Below are 17,443 nucleotides of genomic sequence, written 5' to 3'. Positions count from 1 at the left end.
ACGCGCGGCAAGCCCGAACCCTCCCGCTTCAGCCTCCGCCGACCCCCGCCGACCCCGCCAGACGAAGGGCACCACACAGACCATGACCCCCAAGACCAAGGCGGCCGGCGACGGCAGCGGCCTGATGGAGATGTCCTGGGACCCGATCACCCGGATCGTGGGCAGCCTGGGCATCCACACGAAAATCGACTTCAAGCAGAAGCGGGTCGCCGAGTGCTACAGCACCTCGTCGGTCTTCCGCGGCTACAGCGTCTTCATGCGCGGCAAGGACCCGCGCGACGCCCACTTCATCACCAGCCGCATCTGCGGAATCTGCGGCGACAACCACGCCACCTGCTCGGTGTACGCGCAGAACATGGCGTACGGAGTGAAGCCCCCGCACCTCGGCGAGTGGGTCATCAACCTCGGCGAGGCGGCCGAGTACATGTTCGACCACAACATCTTCCAGGAGAACCTGGTCGGGGTCGACTACTGCGAGAAGATGGTCAAGGAGACCAACCCCGGCGTACTCGAACTCGCAGAGCGCACCGAGGCCCCGCACGCCGCCGAGCACGGCTACCGCACCATCGCCGACATCATGCGGTCGCTGAACCCCCTGGAGGGCGAGTTCTACCGCGAGGCCCTCCAGGTCAGCCGCTACACCCGCGAGATGTTCTGCCTGATGGAGGGCCGCCACGTACACCCCTCCACGCTGTACCCGGGCGGCGTCGGCACCAACGCCTCCGTCCAGCTCTTCACGGACTACCTCAGCCGTCTGATGCGCTACGTGGAGTTCATGAAGCGGGTCGTACCGCTCCACGACGACCTCTTCGACTTCTTCTACGAGGCCCTGCCCGGCTACGAGGAGGTCGGCCGCCGCCGCGTCCTGCTCGGCTGCTGGGGAGCGCTCAACGACCCCGAGCACTGCGACTTCACCTACGCCAACATGACCGACTGGGGTCGGAAGATGTTCGTCACCCCGGGCATCGTCGTGGACGGCAAACTGGTCACCACCGACCTCACCGAGATCAACCTGGGCATCCGCATCCTGCTGGGCAGCTCCTACTACGAGGACTGGCAGGGCAAGGACCTCTTCGTCACCCACGACCCACTCGGCAACCCGGTCGACCCGCGCCACCCCTGGAACCAGCACACCATCCCGGCACCGCAGAAGCGGAACTTCGACGACAAGTACAGCTGGGTCATGTCCCCGCGCTGGTTCGACGGCAAGGACCACCTCGCCCTGGACACCGGCGGCGGCCCCATCGCCCGCCTGTGGTCCACCGCGCTGGCCGGACTCGTCGACACCGGCGGGGTCAAGGCCACCGGCCACAGCGTGATCATCAACCTGCCGCGCACGATGACCCGGCCCGAGACCACCTTCGAGTGGAAGATCCCGAAGTGGAGCAACGCGCTCGAACGCAACCGCGCGCGCAGCTACTTCCAGGCCTACACCGCCGCCCTCGCCCTGCACTTCGCCGAACAGGCCCTGGCGGAGGTCCGCGCCGGACGCACCCAGACCTGGGAGAAGTTCGAGGTCCCCGACGAGGCCGTCGGTGTCGGCTTCACCGAGGCGGTCCGCGGCGTCCTGTCCCACCACATGGTGATCCGCGACGGCAAGATCGCCAACTACCACCCCTATCCGCCCACCCCCTGGAACGCCAGCGTCCGGGACACCTACGGCACGCCCGGCCCGTACGAGGACGCCGTGCAGAACACCCCGATCTTCGAGGAGAACTCCCCGGAGAACTTCAAGGGCATCGACATCATGCGCGCGGTGCGCAGCTTCGACCCCTGTCTGCCCTGCGGTGTCCACATGTACGTCGGCGGCGGCAAGACCGTGCAGAAGATGCACGTCCCCACCGGCCTGAGCGGACTGGGCGGATGAGCGCGCCCACGGCGGCCGCCACCCGCCCGGCCAACGCCGAGCAGGCCGGGCGGCGGATCGAGGACGTGCTCGACCGGCTCGCGGGCGCCGGGGACCCCGCCGCGGTCGCCGCGGCGGAGGAACTGGTGCGGTCGCTCATGGACTTCTACGGCGCCGGCCTCGCCCGCGTCCTCGAACTCCTCCCCGCGGACGGCACCGTCGAGGCCCTGCTCGGCGACCAGCTGGTCGCCTCCCTGCTGGTGCTCCACGACCTCCACCCCGACGACCGGGACACCCGCATCGCCCGTGCTCTGGCCACGGTCGCCCAGCAGGACCTCGAGGTCGACTCCTTCGACGAGCCCAGCGGCACCCTCCGGCTGCGGGCCGCGCCCGACGGAGCCGGCTGCGGCTGCGCCGCCACCGCCACGGCGGCCCGGCAGGCGGCCGAGGACGCCCTCGGCTGCTTCGTACCGGAGGTCACCGCCGTGGAGGTACGCACCGACGGCGGTCCGGCCGGGCCCGCGCTGCTCCAGATCGGCGTACGGCCCGGGACCGACAGATGACCGCGGCCCCCACGCGCCCGTCCGGCCTGCGCAGATTCCGCACCGAACGGCCCCCGAGCCCGGAGCGGTGCGGCCTGTGCACGGCCGTCGTGGACGAGGACGAGCACCGCCACCTCGTGGACACCGAGCAACGCGCCCTGGTGTGCGCCTGCGTGCCCTGCTTCCTGCTCATGGACCGGCCCGGCGCAGGCGTCGGCCGCTTCAGGCCCGTCCCCGACCGCTACCTCACCGATCCCGGGCACCACCTCGACGACCAGGCCTGGGACGCCCTGCGCATCCCGGTCGGCGTCGCGTTCTTCTTCCACAACAGCACGCTCGACCGGCTGGTGGCGCTCTACCCGAGCCCGGCGGGCGCCACCGAGAGCGAACTCGAATCCGAGGCGTGGGACGCCGTCCGCACCGCCACCGCGCTCGCCGGGCTGCTCGCGCCGGACGTCGAGGCACTGCTGCTGCGCCGCACCGACGGCGCCGTCGAGTGCCACCTCGTCCCGATCGACGTCGCCTACGAACTCGTCGGCCGCATGCGCCTGTTGTGGACCGGCTTCGACGGCGGTGCCGAGGCCCGCGCCGCCCTGGACACGTTCTTCACCCGCGTGGGCGCCCTCGCCCGGCCCGTCGACCCCGTGGACCCTCCCGTCGGCTCCGCCGGTTCCGCGGGTTCTGTCGCCGAGGAGGACGGCAGGTGAGCGGACTCTCCTTCGTCTGCACCGGCGTACGCGCCGACCGCTACGCCGCCGGACCCACGCTGGTCTTCCGGCTGAGGATCAGCAAGGACAGCGACGAGCCCGTGCACGCCCTGGCACTCAACTGCCAGATCCGCATCGAGCCCGCCAGGCGCGGCTACGACGGCACCGAGGCCCATGGACTCACCGACCTGTTCGGGGAGCGCTCGCGGTGGGGCAGCACCCTCCAGCCCGTGCAGTTCGCCCAGGTCCCGCTCATGGTCACCGGCTTCACCCGGGAGACGGAGGCGGACCTCGTCGTGCCCTGCACCTACGACATGGACATCGCCGCCACCCGATACCTGGACGCGCTGCGCGGCGGCGAAGTGCCCCTGCTGATGCTCTTCTCCGGCACCGCCTTCACCGGGGCCGGCGGCTTCCGCGTCGAACCCGTTCCCTGGGACCGCGAGGCCACCTTCCGCATGCCCGTCGCCGCCTGGCGCGAGATGGTCGAACAGCACTTCCCCGGCTGCGGCTGGATCCGCCTGCCCCGCGACACCATGAACGCCCTGCTCGCCTTCCGCTCGCGCCGCGCGCTGCCCTCCTGGGAGGCGACCGTGAGCGCCCTGCTGGAGGAGACGCCGGGCGCGGCCGCCACCGGCACCGCCCTGACCGGGAGGACCCCCACGTGAGCGTGACCACGTTCACCCCCGAGACCGAGGCACGGCTCGCCCGTGCCCGGCAGGTCGCCGACGCCGTCCTCTTCGAGGGCTATGTGCTCTACCCGTACCGTGCTTCGGCGGCGAAGAACCGGCTGCGCTGGCAGTTCGGTGTGCTGGTGCCGCCCGGCTGGGGCGCCGAGTGCGAGGAACACTCCTTCCAGCACACCGAGTTGCTGATGGAACCCGGCGCGGGCGCCACCCTCGCCGTCGAACTGCGCTTCCTGCGTGCTCGCCGCCGCACGGTCCAACGGCTTCTGCCCGACGGCGGGTTCGAGACGGTTCCCGAACTCCGGCTGCCCGACCGGGTGCTGGTGCCCTGGGACGAGGGCGTCGAGGAACGCGTGGAAGCTGCGGTTCCGGTGGCCGACCTGCTCGCCGAGGACGTCACGATCCCCGTGGAGCGGCCGGCCGGGGAGGAGACCGAGCCCGTTCTGGACGAGACGGGCCGGACCGTCGGCCGCGTCGTCCGCCGCCACGAGGAACTCACCGGCGTACTGCGGCTGTCCGCATGCGAACTCGAAGGCCCCTACCGGGTGATGCGGCTGACCGCCGTCACCGAGAACACCAGCACCTGGGTCCCGCCCGCCGGACACGCCGCCGACCGGGACGCGGCGCTCCCGCGCTCCCCGGTCGCCGCCCACCTCCTCATGGCACTGAGCCAGGGCTCGTTCCTGTCGCTGACCGATCCCCCCGAATGGGCGAAGACCGCCACCCGCGCCTGCCGGAACCTGCACACCTGGCCGGTGCTCGCGGGCGAACCCGGCCGCGCCGACGTGGTGCTGTCCTCACCGATCATCCTTGAGGACCACCCGGCCATCGCCCCCGAAAGCCCCGGCGCCCTGTACGACGCCACCGAGATCGACGAGATCCTCGCCCTGCGCACCGCGGCCCTCACCGACGAGGAGAAGCGCGAGGCCCGCGGCACCGACGAGCGGGCCGCCGCCGTCATCGACCTCGCCGACTCGATGCCGGCGGAGGTGCTGGAGCGCCTGCACGGCGCGGTGCGCGGACTGCGCGAGGTCACCCGGCCCGAACCCGGCGCCGCCTTCCCCGACGAGCACGGCGTACCGCGCCCGGACACCCCCTGGTGGGACCCGGCGGCCGACGCCGGCTTCGACCCCGCCCACGACCGGGTCACGGTCGACGGCCGCGCGGTGGGCGCGGGCACCCGGGTCGTCCTGAACCCCGGCCTGCGCCGCACCGACGCACAGGACCTGTTCCTGCGGGGGCGTTCCGCCACCGTTGAGGCGGTGCTGCACGACGTGGACGGCGTGGTGCACCTCGCGGTCACCGTGGACGGCGACCCCGGTGCCGACCTGCGCCGCCAGCAGGGCCGCTATCTGTACTTCCAGCCCGACGAACTGACCCCCCTGGAGGACGGCTCATGAGCTCGCTCCCCGAACGGGGCTCCGCCGGACGCGTCCTCGTCGCGGGCATCGGGAACATCTTCCTCGGCGACGACGGCTTCGGCGTCGAGACCGTGCGTGCGCTCACCGCACGTCCGCTGCCCGGCCACACCGAGGTCGTGGACATCGGCGTACGCGGGGTGCACCTCGCCTACCGGCTCCTCGACGGCTACGACACCGTCGTGCTCGTGGACGCCTCGGCCCGCGGCGAGGAACCCGGCACGCTCTACGTGATCGAGCACGACGGCATCGACGCCGGCCCGGCGGGACCCGCCGCGGTCGACGGCCACCACATGACCCCCGACGCCGTCCTCGCCCTGCTGGGCACGCTCTGCGCCTCGACCGACGGGCGGCCGCCGCGCCGCGTCGTCGTCGTGGGCTGCGAACCCGAGTCGGTCGAGGAGGGGATCGGCCTGAGCGGCCCGGTCCTGGACGCCGTACCCCGGGCCGTCCGGCTGATCGAAGACCTGCTGGCCGCACCCCCGGCACCCGGAGCACGGCCACTGACCGGCGAGGCCGTCAAGTGAGGAGAGACAGATGAGGAAGAACGAGAGACACAAGTACGAGAAGAACGAGAGCCATATGAGGAAGAACGTCGTGCTCGGAGTGATGTCGGCCGCGGTCGCGGCCATCGTCGTGCAGTCACTGCCCGACCTCAGACGCTATCTGCGCATGAGCCGCATGTGACACCTGCCCAGCCGCACGCCTCGTTGCGGCGAACGGCGTACCCGGCCGCCCGGCGACGGCGTGCCTGGCCGTGAGCCCGTGGCACCGCGCCTCTAATGGGGCCGGTGACCGGCGCGCGCACCGCGCGCCAGGACGGAGAGCGATGCACGAGATGTCCATCGCGCTGGCGGTGATCGGACAGGTCGAAGAGGCGGCCGAACGGGCCGGAGACGTCACCGCCGTGCGCTCGGTGCGCCTGGAGGTCGGCGAACTCGCCGGAGTCGTCGCCGACTCGCTGTCCTTCTGCTTCGAACTCGCCTGCGCCGGAACCGTGCTGGAGGGTGCCGAACTGGTCACCGACACCGTGCCCGGACGGGCCCACTGCGCCCCCTGCGCACACGAATGGCTCGTCGGCATGCCGCCCTCCCTGACCTGCCCGCGCTGCGGCGGCACCACCAGCAGCCTGCGGTCGGGCCGTGAACTGCGCGTCACCAGTGTGCGCTGGGACGACGGAACGGCCCCCGCACCCACCCGCGAACCGATCGTCGAGGAGCGCTGAACCATGTGCCGAGTGGTCGATCTGCAACAGGCGGTTCTCGCCCGCAACGACGAGTCGGCGCACACCCTGCGCACCACGCTCGCGGCCCGCGGCACCACCGTGGTCAATCTGCTGTCCAGTCCCGGAAGCGGCAAGACCGCGCTGCTGGAACACGAGTTGAGGCTGGCCCGCGAACGCTCCCTGCCCGTCGCGGCGCTCACCGCCGATCTCGCCACCGAGAACGACGCGGTCCGGCTGGCGCGTTCGGGTGTTCCGGTCAAACAGGTCCTCACCGACGGACTGTGCCATCTGGAAGCCACGATGCTCGCCCGCCACCTGGAGGGGTGGCTGCCGGACCCGACCCGGCTGCTGTTCGTGGAGAACGTCGGCAACCTGGTCTGCCCGGCCTCCTACGACCTGGGGGAGACCCTGCGCGTGGTGCTCGCCTCGGTCACCGAGGGCGAGGACAAGCCGCTGAAGTACCCCACCGCCTTCGGCCTGGCCCATCTGGTCGTGGTCACCAAGACCGACATCGCCGACGCGGCCGGCTTCGACGAGGCGGCCTTCCGGGCGAACGTGCGGCAGGTCAACCCCGGCGTCGAGGTACTTCTCACCTCGGTACGCACGGGGAACGGCCTCGGCAGACTTCTCGACCGGGCGCTCACCGCCGCGGAGCACGGCCCCGGGCACCGTCCCGTCATGGCCCGGCAGCCCCACCTCCACTCCCACTCCCACGATCCCCAACCCCACGACCACCCGCACGACCACGAGCGCACCTCGGTCCCGGCCCGGCCGTGAGCCTCCTGCCCCCGACGGCCACGGTCGGCTTCCCGCCACGACTGCGCCGCCGGGTCACCGTTCGGGGCGTCGTACAGGGCGTGGGCTTCCGCCCCTACGTCCACACCCTCGCCACCGGCCTCGGCCTGACCGGGCACGTCACCAACACCCCGGACGGCGTCGTCCTGGAGGTGGAGGGCGCACCGGACGCGGTCACCCGCTTCTGCGCCCGGATCGCGCCGGACGCGCCGCCCCTGGCCCGCGTGGACACGGTCGACCACCAGGACGTGCCCACCACCGGGGACACCGGTTTCGCCATCCTCGTCTCCCATGGCGCCGGACCCGCGGGCACCCTGATCCCCCCGGACACGGCGACCTGCGCGCAGTGCCTGCGCGAACTCGCCGACCCCGGCGACCGGCGCCACCGCCATCCCTTCGTCAACTGCACTCACTGCGGACCGCGGTTCACCATCGTCACCGGCCTGCCCTACGACCGGGCACAGACCACCATGGCCGGCTTCCCGATGTGCGTCGGCTGCGCCGACGAGTACGCCGACCCCGCCGACCGGCGCTTCCACGCCCAGCCCGTCGCCTGCCCGGACTGCGGGCCGCGGCTGCGGCTGCTGGTGCGCGGACCGGAGCCCGGCGACCCACCGGTGCCCGCCACCGGCGCCGAACCGGTCGAGGGCGCCCGCGCCCTGCTGGCGAGCGGTGCGATCGTCGCCGTCAAGGGCCTCGGCGGATACCACCTCGCCTGCGACGCCACCGACCCGGCCGCGGTGGCACTGCTGCGCCGCCGCAAGTCCAGGGGCGACAAGCCGTTCGCGGTCATGGCCCGTGGACTCGACGACATCGAGCACCTCGTGCGGCTCGGCCCCGAGGAACGCGCCCTGCTCACCGGCTCCCGCCGCCCCATCGTCCTGCTGCGCCGCTGCGCGGACACCGGTGCCGCGCTGCCGGGACCGGCGGACGCCGTCGCCCCGGGCAGCCCCGACCTCGGCGTCATGCTGCCCTACACCCCCCTGCACCACCTCCTGTTCGGTCTGGCGGGCGACCGCGAGGGCACCCCGCTGCTCGTCATGACCAGCGGAAACGTCTCCGGCGAGCCGATCGTGACCGACGACACCGAGGCGCTGGACCGCCTCGCGCACCTGGCCGACGCCTGGCTCACCCACGACCGTCCGATCCATGTGCCGTGCGACGACTCCGTGGTGCGGGTGTGCGACGGCGAACCCCTCGTCGTCCGCCGGGCCCGCGGCTACGCACCCCTGCCCCTGGATCTGCCCCTGCCGGTGCGCCCCGCCCTCGCGGTCGGCGGCGACCTGAAGAACACCTTCTGCCTCGGCGAAGGCCACCGTGCGTGGCTGTCTGCCCACATCGGCGACATGGACGACCTGGCCACCCAGCGCGCGTTCGAACGCGCCGTGGCACAACTGGAGTCGATCACACCCGTACGGCCCGTGCTGCTGGCCGCCGACCGGCACCCCGGCTACCGATCCGCGCGCTGGGCGGACCGCAACGCGGACGGACGGCCCGTCGTCCGGGTCCAGCACCACCACGCCCATGTCGCCTCCGCGATGGCCGAACACGGCCTGGACGGCAGCCGCCCGGTGCTCGGCGTCGCCTTCGACGGCACCGGCCACGGCGACGACGGGGCGGTGTGGGGCGGGGAGTTCCTCCTCGCGGACTACGACGGCTTCACCCGCCTCGGCCATCTCGCCTATGTGCCGCTGCCCGGCGGCGACACCGCCGTGCGCCGTCCCTACCGGATGGCGATCGCGCACCTGCGCGCGGCCGGGCTCGCCCGGTCCGCCGACCTGCCCTGTGTGCTGGCCTGCCCGCCGGACGAACTCGCCCTGCTGGAAAGACAGCTGGAGCGCAATCTCAACTGTGTGCCCACCTCCAGCATGGGACGGCTCTTCGACGCCGTGTCGTCCCTCGCGGGCGTGTGCCATCGGGCGGGTTACGAGGCGCAGGCGGCCGTCGAACTGGAGGCGGCCGCCCTCGCGGCACCCTCCGAGGACACCGCGACCTACGCCTTCGCCCTCTCCGGCACCCGCCCGGTGCGCGCCGACCCGGCGCCCGTGCTCGCGGCGATCGTGGACGACCTGCGAGCGGGCACCGGCCCGGCCGTCGTCGCCGCCCGCTTCCACCGGGCCGTCGCCGCGCTCGTCCACTGCCTCTGCGTGCGAGCCCGCGAACGGCACGGCGTGCACACCGTCGCGCTGACCGGCGGAGTGTTCCTCAACTCCCCGCTCTCCTCGGCCTGTACGACGGCGCTGACCGGGGACGGCTTCACGGTGCTGCGCCACCACCTGGTCCCGCCCGGCGACGGTGGGCTGGCCCTCGGCCAGCTCATGGTGGCCGCGCGGACGAGCAACCCCGACTGACGAGAGACCCACAGGAGGACAGCCCCATGTGCCTGGCGGTACCCGGCAGAGTGCTGGACATCCAGGAGCGCGACGGCACGCGACTGGCCACCGTCGACTTCGGCGGCGTGGTCAAGGAGGTGTGCCTGGAGTACCTGCCCGACCTCCAGGTCGGCGAATACGCCATCGTGCACGTCGGGTTCGCGCTGCAGCGCCTCGACGAGGAGTCGGCCCGGCAGACACTCGAGCTCTTCGCCGAACTCGGCATGCTCCAGGAGGAGTTCGGCGACCCCTGGGAGGCGGCGAAGTGAAGTACATCGACGAGTTCCAGGACCCGGCGCTGGCGCGACGGCTCCTGGACGAGATCCACGCCACCGTGACCCGGCCCTGGGCGCTGATGGAGGTCTGCGGCGGCCAGACACACTCCATCATCCGGCACGGAATCGACCAACTGCTCCCCGAACAGATCGAGTTGATCCACGGACCGGGCTGTCCCGTGTGTGTGACCCCGCTGGAGGTCATCGACAAGGCCCTGGAGATCGCGTCCCGGCCGGGGGTGATCTTCTGCTCCTTCGGCGACATGCTCCGGGTGCCCGGCACCGGGCGGGACCTGTTTCAGGTGCGCAGCGAGGGCGGTGACGTACGGGTCGTCTACTCGCCGCTGGACGCCCTGCGCATCGCGCAGCAGAACCCCGGCAGCGAAGTGGTGTTCTTCGGCATCGGCTTCGAGACCACCGCTCCGCCCAACGCCATGACGGTCCACCAGGCCCGCAGACTGGGCATCCGCAACTTCAGCATGCTGGTCTCCCATGTGCGGGTGCCTCCCGCCATCGAGGCGATCATGCGCTCACCGAGCTGCCGGGTGCAGGGCTTCCTCGCCGCCGGGCACGTCTGCACCGTGATGGGAATGGCCGAGTACCCGGAGCTGGCCGAGCGGCACCGCGTCCCGATCGTGGTGACCGGCTTCGAACCCCTCGACATCCTGGAGGGCGTGCGCCGAACCGTGGCGCAGCTGGAGCGCGGCGAGCACACCGTCGAGAACGCCTACCCCCGGGCCGTCCGTGCCGACGGCAACCCGGCCGCGCGGGCCATGCTGGAGGACGTCTTCGAGATCACCGACCGGGCCTGGCGCGGCATCGGCGTGATCCCCGGCAGCGGCTGGCGGCTGTCCGCCAAGTACCGTGACCACGACGCCGAGTCACGGTTCTCCGTCGAGGACATCCGCACCAGCGAGCCGGCCGCGTGCCGCAGCGGCGAGGTCCTCCAGGGACTGCTCAAGCCGAACGAGTGCGAGGCGTTCGGCACCCGCTGCACCCCCCGTACCCCGCTCGGAGCCACCATGGTCTCCAGCGAGGGCGCCTGCGCCGCGTACTACCTCTACCGGCGCCTGGACACCACCCCCGCCGCCCGGGAGGCGAGCCCCGTTGCCTGACAGCACCACGACCACCCCCGACCTCACCGCCTGGACCTGCCCGGCGCCACTGCGCGACCAGCCGCGGATCGTCATGGGCCACGGTGGGGGCGGCACGCTCTCCGCCGAACTCGTCGAGCACGTCTTCGCGCCCGCCTTCGGCTCGGCCGTCCTCGCCCAGCTGGGAGACGCCGCCGCGGTCACCCTCGGCGGACAGCGGCTGGCGTTCTCCACCGACTCCTTCGTCGTACGGCCGCTGTTCTTCCCCGGCGGCAGCATCGGCGACCTCGCCGTCAACGGCACCGTCAACGACCTCGCGATGAGCGGGGCGCGAGCCGCCTACCTCTCCTGCGGATTCATCCTGGAGGAGGGCGTGGAACTGGAGACCGTCGCCCGGGTCGCCGAGGCGCTGGGGGCGGCCGCGCGGGCGGCCGGCGTCGAGGTGGCCACCGGCGACACCAAGGTGGTGGAGGCCGGCCACGGCGACGGGATCTACCTCAACACCGCCGGTATCGGGCTGATCCCGGCCGGAGTCGACCTGCGGGCGCAGCGCGTCGTACCGGGCGACGTCGTGATCGTCAGCGGCGCGGTCGGCGTGCACGGCGTGGCCATCATGAGCGTGCGCGAGGGGCTGGAGTTCGGCGTGGAGATCGAGAGCGACTGCGCCGCGCTCGGCGGGCTGGTCGAGTCGATGCTCGCCGTCACCCCCGATCTGCACGTGCTGCGCGACCCCACCCGCGGCGGGCTCGCGGCCTCACTGAACGAGATCGCCGCCGCCTCGGGAGCGGGCGTGGTCATCACGGAGCGGGACGTCCCGGTTCCCGCGGCCGTGGCAGGCGCCTGCGCGGTGCTCGGCCTCGACCCCTTCTACGTCGCCAACGAGGGCAAGCTGGTCGCCTTCGTGCCCCGTCGGCACGCCGACGCCGTACTGGACGCCATGCGGGCCCACCCGCTCGGCCGCCAGGCCGCGATCATCGGCGAAGCGGTCGCGGACCATCCCGGGATGGTGGTGGCCCGCACCGCGCTGGGCGGTACCCGGGTGGTCGACATGCCGCTGGGGGAGCAGCTGCCTAGGATCTGCTGACCTGGGCCCCGCGATCCACCCCTGGCCGTGTCACCCCGGGCCGTGTCACCCCTCGCCGGGCGGCGTGAGCACGGCCAGGGTGGTGCTGGCCTGGCGCAGCGCGAGCTCAAGGGCGCCGGGCCCGTGCAGCGAGCCGGTGCCGTCGGGCGGGACCAGCCATTCCAGGGACCGGGCCGCCCGGTACGGCGGCGGCACCGCGACCCACGCGCCCTTGCTCGCGTAGCGCAGCCCGGCCCCGATCCACAGACCGGACGGGTCCGGCGGAAGGAAGAAACCGACCCGGTGGGCGACGGTGTCCACCAGCGTCGGCCCGGGTACCGGCAGCGACGGCCGCCACAGCAGGTCCAGGGTGAGCAGCCCGAGCCGGTCGGGCACGCTCAGCACGTCCCAGAAGCGGCCTGCCGCCAGCAGGGCGATGCCGTCGCCGTGGTCCCAGGCCCGCTTGCAGGCCCGGGGGTCCGCCGCGGCGGCGGCAAGCCATTCCACGCCCTGCGTCCACATCGGTGCGTCATCCCCTTCGCCGCGGACATGCTCGATACCGGGTACGTGTGCGACCACGTGCGATCGCACGCCGACCCGGCGCCTGCATGCTGGTGGATATTTCCACGCGGCGGAAGGGGTGGCGAAGCCTGGCGTTCGCTCCGTTGACGGATCTGTTGAACGATCCGGTGAACGACGCGTCAACGATCAGCTGTCCACGGCCGTCGGGGAACCGGGCCCGAGGACCAGCATGGTGGCGTCGTCCCTGATGGTGCCGCAGCGGCTCACCAGGTCCTCCCACACCAGACCGGTCAGCGCGGCCGAGTCGTCGGTGAGCAGCGCCGCGAGCCGCTCGGGCAGCGGATAGAAGCAGCCCGAGGCGTCCCGCGCCTCCCACACGCCGTCCGACGCCAGGAACAACCTGTCGCCCGCCCCCAGCGCCACCGTGACCTCCTTCGGCGCGTCCGCGCTCAACGCGCCGAGCCCGAGGGGAGTGCCCGACGCGACGCCGACCTCACGCACCTGCCCGTCGTGCAGCAGCACCGGCACCGGATGTCCGCACGTCACGATCCGCACCGAGCGGGCGTCCGCCGAGAACTCCAGCAGCATGGCCGTGGCGAACAGTTCGGCATGCGGGACATCCGCCGAGTCCACCCGCAGACGCCGGTCCATCCGCGACGCGACCGACTCCAGGCCGGGCTGGTCCAGCACCGCCTCCCGGAAGGCGCCGAGCAGCGACACCACCGTCGACACGGCCGACAGCCCGTGCCCCTGAACATCACCCATCACCGCCCGCACCCCGTACGGCCCGTCCCGCACGTCGAAGAAGTCCCCGCCGATCAACGTGCCGTGCTGGGCCGCCCGGTACAGCCCCGCACAGCGGACCGGCCCGACCCGCTCCGGCAGCGGCGGCACCACGGCCCGCTGCACCACCTCGGCGACCGTCCGCTCCGTGTCCAGCTGGGCGTCCCGGTGACTGCGCACGAAGGACACGAACACACTCAGGCCGGCCACGAACAGGACCGTGAGCAGATCGGTGTCACCCGGACGGTTCAGATGCGTCGCCGGGAGATGCAGGACGGCGATCACCAGTACACCCAGTACCGCGGTGGCCAGCGGCCCGTACGACAGCACGGCCAGCGGTGGGATCGCCCCCAGCAGAAACCCCAGGTCGAGGCCATGGCCCTCGGTCACGGTGGCCGCCGTGACGATCACCAGAAGAATCACGGGCAGCACCCGCACCCACCGCGGCGGCGGCGCGCCCCGCAGCCAGCTGCGCCCGTCCCGGTACCGGTGCGGCGACCGGCTGCCCAGCGTCCTCACACGACCAAGCTACGCCCGGACCCGGACCCGGGCCCGCCCTCCGCCCCCGGTCAGGACGCGCGGCTTGCCCGACGGGCGACCGTGAGGGCCTGTTCGGCGTACCCCCGGCCGAACAGCACCGCGTGCACCAGAAGCGGGAACAGCTGGTGCACGCCGACGCGATCCGCCCAGCCGTCCGCGAGGGGCGCTCCCTCCTGGTAGCCGTCCAGCACCCGGTCCAGGTGCGGGCAGTCGAAGAGGGCGAGCATGGCCAGGTCGGTCTCCCGGTGACCGCCGTGCGCGGCCGGGTCGATGAGCCGGACGTGACCGTCGGATCCCCACAGCACGTTGCCGTTCCAGAGATCGCCGTGCAGCCGGGCAGGTGGTTCGGCGGGTCCCGCAATCTCGGGCAGCCGCTCGCAGAGGTGCTCGACCAGGGCCGCCTCGCCCGGCCGGACGGTGCCCTCGTCGACCGTCGTACGCAGATACGGCAGCACTCGGTGCTCCGCGTACCAGCCAGGCCAGTCGCCGCCGCTGGCATTGCGCATCGGGGCGAGGCCGATGTACGCGTCCTCGGGACCGCCGGGCGGCGGCGCCCCGAACGCGGGTGCCCCGGCGCGATGCAGCGCCGCCAGGTCCCGGCCGAACCGGAACGCCGCCGTGCCGTGCGCCCGCCCCACCGGGACGCGTTCGGTCACCAGCCACGGCCCGTCGGGTCCGTACACCTCCGGAATCCGTACGGCTCCCGCGTCGGCCAGCCAGCGCAGCCCCGCCGCCTCGGCGCGTGCGGCCCGTGCCCCACGCGCGTGTTTGACCAGCACCCCCGGTCCGCCGTCCAGGGCGACCTCGGTCAGCTGCGAGGACAACGCCCGCCCGGCGCCGACGGCCCGCCCGGTCAGCCGGGCCGCCACCTGCCGGGGATGCGCGCCGTGTTCGTACACGGATCCCAGGCTAGATGCGCAATTCCAAGGTGGCGGCCGCGGGCATGAAACGAGGGAGGCCGAAGCCGCAGGGAGTTAGACCGAGCCCGCTCTCGGCGAATGCGCAGCGGTCGAGGCGCCGCAGAATCCGGGATCTGTGGCCCCGCACTTGCGCTACTTGCTGGCCAGCGCCGCCACCATCTGCGGCAGTGCGCCACTGGCCGCGATGAGGGCCAGGTGGTCGTGGAAGTCCCGGCTGTGGACGATCAGGCCGTCGCGGACCCTCAACACCTGGATATTGGCGGACTTGAAATTCCGTCCGGTTGGCCGGTGGTGTACCTGGTAATCCCACTCGGCGACGATCAGCTCCGGGTCGTCGGTCTCCCGGATCACCACGTTCGCCGGTGCCAGCTCCACCGGACTGCTCGCGGCGACCTGCGCAAACCGCTCCTTGAGCGCGGCCCGTCCCTCGGTGCGGCGCGGGCCGACCGGCTCGAAGACGGTCTCCACCACGGCGTCCTCGGCGTAGAGCCCGGCCAGTTCGGAGTAACGGCCTGCGGCGATGCCTTCGAGCAGTTTCGTGAAGACCTCGCGCGGTGACAGCGTCTCGGGCACGGTCCACCTCCGTCGGAATCCGTCGCTAGAATCGGACTGGAGAGTCCGCTTCGAGAATACGGACTAAGCGCTCCGGTTGTCCAGCACGGACTCCGCAGCCGGCGAGGAAGGGTGGAGGGGATGGGAGGCGCCGAGGAACGCCCGCTGCGGGCAGACGCGGCCCGTAACCGGGCCAGGCTGCTGGACGTCGCCACGGAGGTGTTCACCATCCGTGGCGTCGGCGTCCCGACCGAAGAGATCGCCCGAGCAGCCGGGGTCGGAACCGGCACGCTCTTCCGGCACTTCCCGACCAAGGAAGCGCTGCTGGAGGCCGTGATGGTACGCAGGCTGGAGGCGATCGCTGCTCAGACCGCGCAGCTGTCCGCCGAACTGGACTCCGCCGACGCCTTTTTCGCCTGTTTCCGCCTGGTGATCGAACAGTCCGCGGGTAAGAACGAGTTCAGTCAGGCACTCGCCGCAGCAGGCAGGGACGCGCACACGGCCCTGCGGGAGTCCAGCCAGGTGGTCCAGGCGCAGCTCGCCTGCTTGCTGGACAGGGCACAGCAAGCAGGCGCCGTCCGCCAGGAGCTCTGCCTGCCGGAACTGATCGCGCTGATGGCCGGCACCGGCACGACTATGGAGCACCTCGGAGCAGACCCGGCGGCCCGGGAGCGGATCTTCAATGTCGTCTTCGACGGACTCCGACCAGCGCCAGAAGCAGACGGCTGACCCCGTGGAATTGCTCATTAGGGGGCTGGGCGGGCCGGGCCCTGTCGCGAATACTCGAACCCCCGTCGCGTCGACTCCCTCCTCCGCCTTGCAGCCGCACGCACCAGACCCCGCTCACCCCGTCGACAAGACACCGCAGGCACTCTGCGCCCTGATCCAAGCGACAGACCCTGGCTAGGTCCTGATCCGACCGTGGTGGCGACGCTGGACCGTGGAGGTGCGGTGCAGGGCGATGAGTGCCGCGTCGTCGTCCAGCCGGCCGCCGCAGTGCCCGAGCAGATCCCGGCGGATGTGGTGCATGAGCGCTTCCGGACTGGCTTCCGTCCACTGCGCGACGCGCTCCGCGAGCGGGTAGAAGCGGCCGCCCGCGTCGCGGGCCTCGATGACGCCGTCCGTGTAGAGCAGCAGGGTGTCACCCGCCTCGAAGGAGAACACGTCCAGCGTGTAGTCGCCGGGCTCCGTCGCCTGGACTCCCAGCGGCGGTGCCGGATGCAGGGTCGGCACCGTCACCGCGTGACCGGGACTGAGCAGCAGCGGTGGCGGATGGCCGCAGCTGGTCAGCCGGGTCACCGGGTCGTCGTCGGGGATCTCCACCAGCAGCGCGGTCGCGAAGCGCTCCCCGGCCTCATCCGGCGACTCGAAGTCCGCCGTGTACCGGCTGATGCTCTGCTCCAGGGTGACGGCCAGCTCCGGCAGCCCTGTGTGCCGGTGCGCCGCCTCCCGGAACGCGCCGAGCAGCAGCGCTGCCTCGCCGATCGACGACAGACCCTTGCCGCGCACGTCACCGATCAGCACGCGCGCCATGTTCTGGACACGGGTCGTCGCGTACAGGTCGCCGCCTATCTGGGCCTCGTCGTCGGCGGCCAGGTACAGGGAGGCGATCCGCAGCGGGCCGATCTGTTCCGGCAGCGGCCACATCAGGACGTGCTGCGCCGCCTCGGCCACCGACCGGACCTGGGCGAGCTGGGCATTGCGCCGCTCACGGATCGCGCAGTAGATCACGATCAGCATCGACAGGACGGTCAGAGTGACGAGCTGCACGATGTGATTCGCGCTCGTCAGGCCGCCGTGCAAATCGGCGATCACCGCCTGCGCCGCCACCGCGAGCACCCCTACCGCGGCCGTCGCCCGCGGCCCGGCGAACGACGGGGTGAGTGCGGGTGCGATGACCAGCGTGGGACCCAGATGAACGTCCGCGGGAGAGCGGATGGCCGCCACCGTGATCACCACGATGAGGGTGACCGGAAGCAGCAGGAGTGCGTGACTCGACTGCCAGGACCACCGCGGACCCCCCAGGTTCCACCGGGCACTCACATGTCCAGCGTGCCCCAGCGCCGGTGCACCGGCCATCTGCGACGCCGAGCAGCCGCGTAC

General features: G+C 72.2%; 19 protein-coding genes. 14 read left to right on the top strand and 5 right to left on the bottom strand.

From position 1 onward, the window contains the following. The first annotated feature begins 82 nt into the window (after window positions 1–82). The 13 genes from ACIPK3_RS32105 (at window position 83) to hypE (ending at window position 12,044) form a co-directional block, all read left to right on the top strand. A complete protein-coding gene (locus ACIPK3_RS32105) occupies window positions 83–1,867 on the top strand; it encodes a nickel-dependent hydrogenase large subunit (protein WP_402575417.1) in 1,785 nt (594 codons plus the stop codon). Beyond that, complete coding sequence (locus ACIPK3_RS32100; protein WP_402575415.1) at window positions 1,864–2,409, top strand: hypothetical protein; 546 nt, start codon at window positions 1,864–1,866, stop codon at window positions 2,407–2,409. Before ACIPK3_RS32105 ends, ACIPK3_RS32100 begins: the two co-directional genes overlap by 4 nt. Further along, window positions 2,406–3,095 carry a DUF5947 family protein gene (locus ACIPK3_RS32095; protein ID WP_402575413.1) on the top strand — a complete coding sequence of 230 codons (690 nt, stop codon included), beginning with the start codon at window positions 2,406–2,408 and terminating at the stop codon, window positions 3,093–3,095. Before ACIPK3_RS32100 ends, ACIPK3_RS32095 begins: the two co-directional genes overlap by 4 nt. Continuing rightward, complete coding sequence (locus ACIPK3_RS32090; protein ID WP_402575411.1) at window positions 3,092–3,763, top strand: DUF6084 family protein; 672 nt, start codon at window positions 3,092–3,094, stop codon at window positions 3,761–3,763. Before ACIPK3_RS32095 ends, ACIPK3_RS32090 begins: the two co-directional genes overlap by 4 nt. Continuing rightward, a complete protein-coding gene (locus tag ACIPK3_RS32085; RefSeq protein ID WP_402575410.1) occupies window positions 3,760–5,181 on the top strand; it encodes a hypothetical protein in 1,422 nt (473 codons plus the stop codon). The genes ACIPK3_RS32090 and ACIPK3_RS32085 overlap by 4 nt, the downstream gene beginning before the upstream one ends. Next, on the top strand, window positions 5,178–5,726 hold the full coding sequence (locus ACIPK3_RS32080) for a hydrogenase maturation protease (RefSeq protein WP_402575408.1): 549 nt from the start codon (window positions 5,178–5,180) through the stop codon (window positions 5,724–5,726). Before ACIPK3_RS32085 ends, ACIPK3_RS32080 begins: the two co-directional genes overlap by 4 nt. A 10-nt stretch (window positions 5,727–5,736) precedes the next feature. Further along, window positions 5,737–5,886 carry a DUF6893 family small protein gene (locus ACIPK3_RS32075; RefSeq protein ID WP_402575407.1) on the top strand — a complete coding sequence of 50 codons (150 nt, stop codon included), beginning with the start codon at window positions 5,737–5,739 and terminating at the stop codon, window positions 5,884–5,886. Window positions 5,887–6,028: 142 nt separating this feature from the next. Further along, window positions 6,029–6,424 (top strand): hydrogenase maturation nickel metallochaperone HypA, encoded by a 396-nt coding sequence (locus ACIPK3_RS32070; RefSeq protein WP_402575405.1) that lies wholly within the window; start codon window positions 6,029–6,031, stop codon window positions 6,422–6,424. Window positions 6,425–6,427: 3 nt separating this feature from the next. Then, a complete protein-coding gene (gene hypB / locus ACIPK3_RS32065) occupies window positions 6,428–7,201 on the top strand; it encodes a hydrogenase nickel incorporation protein HypB (protein WP_402575403.1) in 774 nt (257 codons plus the stop codon). Continuing rightward, complete coding sequence (hypF, locus tag ACIPK3_RS32060; protein WP_402575401.1) at window positions 7,198–9,570, top strand: carbamoyltransferase HypF; 2,373 nt, start codon at window positions 7,198–7,200, stop codon at window positions 9,568–9,570. The genes hypB and hypF overlap by 4 nt, the downstream gene beginning before the upstream one ends. A gap of 26 nt (window positions 9,571–9,596) precedes the next feature. Further along, entirely contained in the window at window positions 9,597–9,860 is a 264-nt protein-coding gene (locus ACIPK3_RS32055; protein WP_402575399.1) for a HypC/HybG/HupF family hydrogenase formation chaperone, read from the top strand. Then, window positions 9,857–10,981 (top strand): hydrogenase formation protein HypD, encoded by a 1,125-nt coding sequence (hypD, locus tag ACIPK3_RS32050; protein ID WP_402575397.1) that lies wholly within the window; start codon window positions 9,857–9,859, stop codon window positions 10,979–10,981. Before ACIPK3_RS32055 ends, hypD begins: the two co-directional genes overlap by 4 nt. Beyond that, on the top strand, window positions 10,974–12,044 hold the full coding sequence (hypE, locus tag ACIPK3_RS32045) for a hydrogenase expression/formation protein HypE (RefSeq protein WP_402575396.1): 1,071 nt from the start codon (window positions 10,974–10,976) through the stop codon (window positions 12,042–12,044). The genes hypD and hypE overlap by 8 nt, the downstream gene beginning before the upstream one ends. 45 nt (window positions 12,045–12,089) lie before the next feature. On the opposite strand, the gene ACIPK3_RS32040 is transcribed toward hypE, so the two are convergent. The 4 genes from ACIPK3_RS32040 to ACIPK3_RS32025 all read right to left on the bottom strand — a co-directional run bounded on the left by ACIPK3_RS32040 (window position 12,090) and on the right by ACIPK3_RS32025 (window position 15,361). Further along, window positions 12,090–12,545 (bottom strand): hypothetical protein, encoded by a 456-nt coding sequence (locus ACIPK3_RS32040; RefSeq protein ID WP_402575394.1) that lies wholly within the window; start codon window positions 12,543–12,545, stop codon window positions 12,090–12,092. A 186-nt stretch (window positions 12,546–12,731) separates the two neighbouring features. Continuing rightward, window positions 12,732–13,847 (bottom strand): PP2C family protein-serine/threonine phosphatase, encoded by a 1,116-nt coding sequence (locus ACIPK3_RS32035; RefSeq protein WP_402575392.1) that lies wholly within the window; start codon window positions 13,845–13,847, stop codon window positions 12,732–12,734. A gap of 50 nt (window positions 13,848–13,897) precedes the next feature. After that, window positions 13,898–14,767 (bottom strand): fructosamine kinase family protein, encoded by an 870-nt coding sequence (locus tag ACIPK3_RS32030; protein ID WP_402575391.1) that lies wholly within the window; start codon window positions 14,765–14,767, stop codon window positions 13,898–13,900. A 153-nt stretch (window positions 14,768–14,920) separates the two neighbouring features. Next, window positions 14,921–15,361 (bottom strand): nuclear transport factor 2 family protein, encoded by a 441-nt coding sequence (locus tag ACIPK3_RS32025; RefSeq protein WP_402575389.1) that lies wholly within the window; start codon window positions 15,359–15,361, stop codon window positions 14,921–14,923. A 120-nt stretch (window positions 15,362–15,481) separates the two neighbouring features. On the opposite strand from ACIPK3_RS32025, the gene ACIPK3_RS32020 reads away from it, so the two are divergent. After that, window positions 15,482–16,069: a TetR/AcrR family transcriptional regulator gene (locus tag ACIPK3_RS32020; RefSeq protein ID WP_402575387.1), complete on the top strand. Its 588-nt coding sequence runs from the start codon at window positions 15,482–15,484 to the stop codon at window positions 16,067–16,069. A 174-nt stretch (window positions 16,070–16,243) separates the two neighbouring features. On the opposite strand, the gene ACIPK3_RS32015 is transcribed toward ACIPK3_RS32020, so the two are convergent. Next, window positions 16,244–17,383 carry a PP2C family protein-serine/threonine phosphatase gene (locus ACIPK3_RS32015; protein ID WP_402575385.1) on the bottom strand — a complete coding sequence of 380 codons (1,140 nt, stop codon included), beginning with the start codon at window positions 17,381–17,383 and terminating at the stop codon, window positions 16,244–16,246. Between the last annotated feature and the right edge of the window lie 60 nt (window positions 17,384–17,443).

This window comes from Streptomyces sp. NPDC086787 (assembly GCF_044745865.1).
Taxonomy (GTDB): domain Bacteria; phylum Actinomycetota; class Actinomycetes; order Streptomycetales; family Streptomycetaceae; genus Streptomyces.
This window is presented reverse-complemented; position numbering and strand designations above follow the sequence as displayed.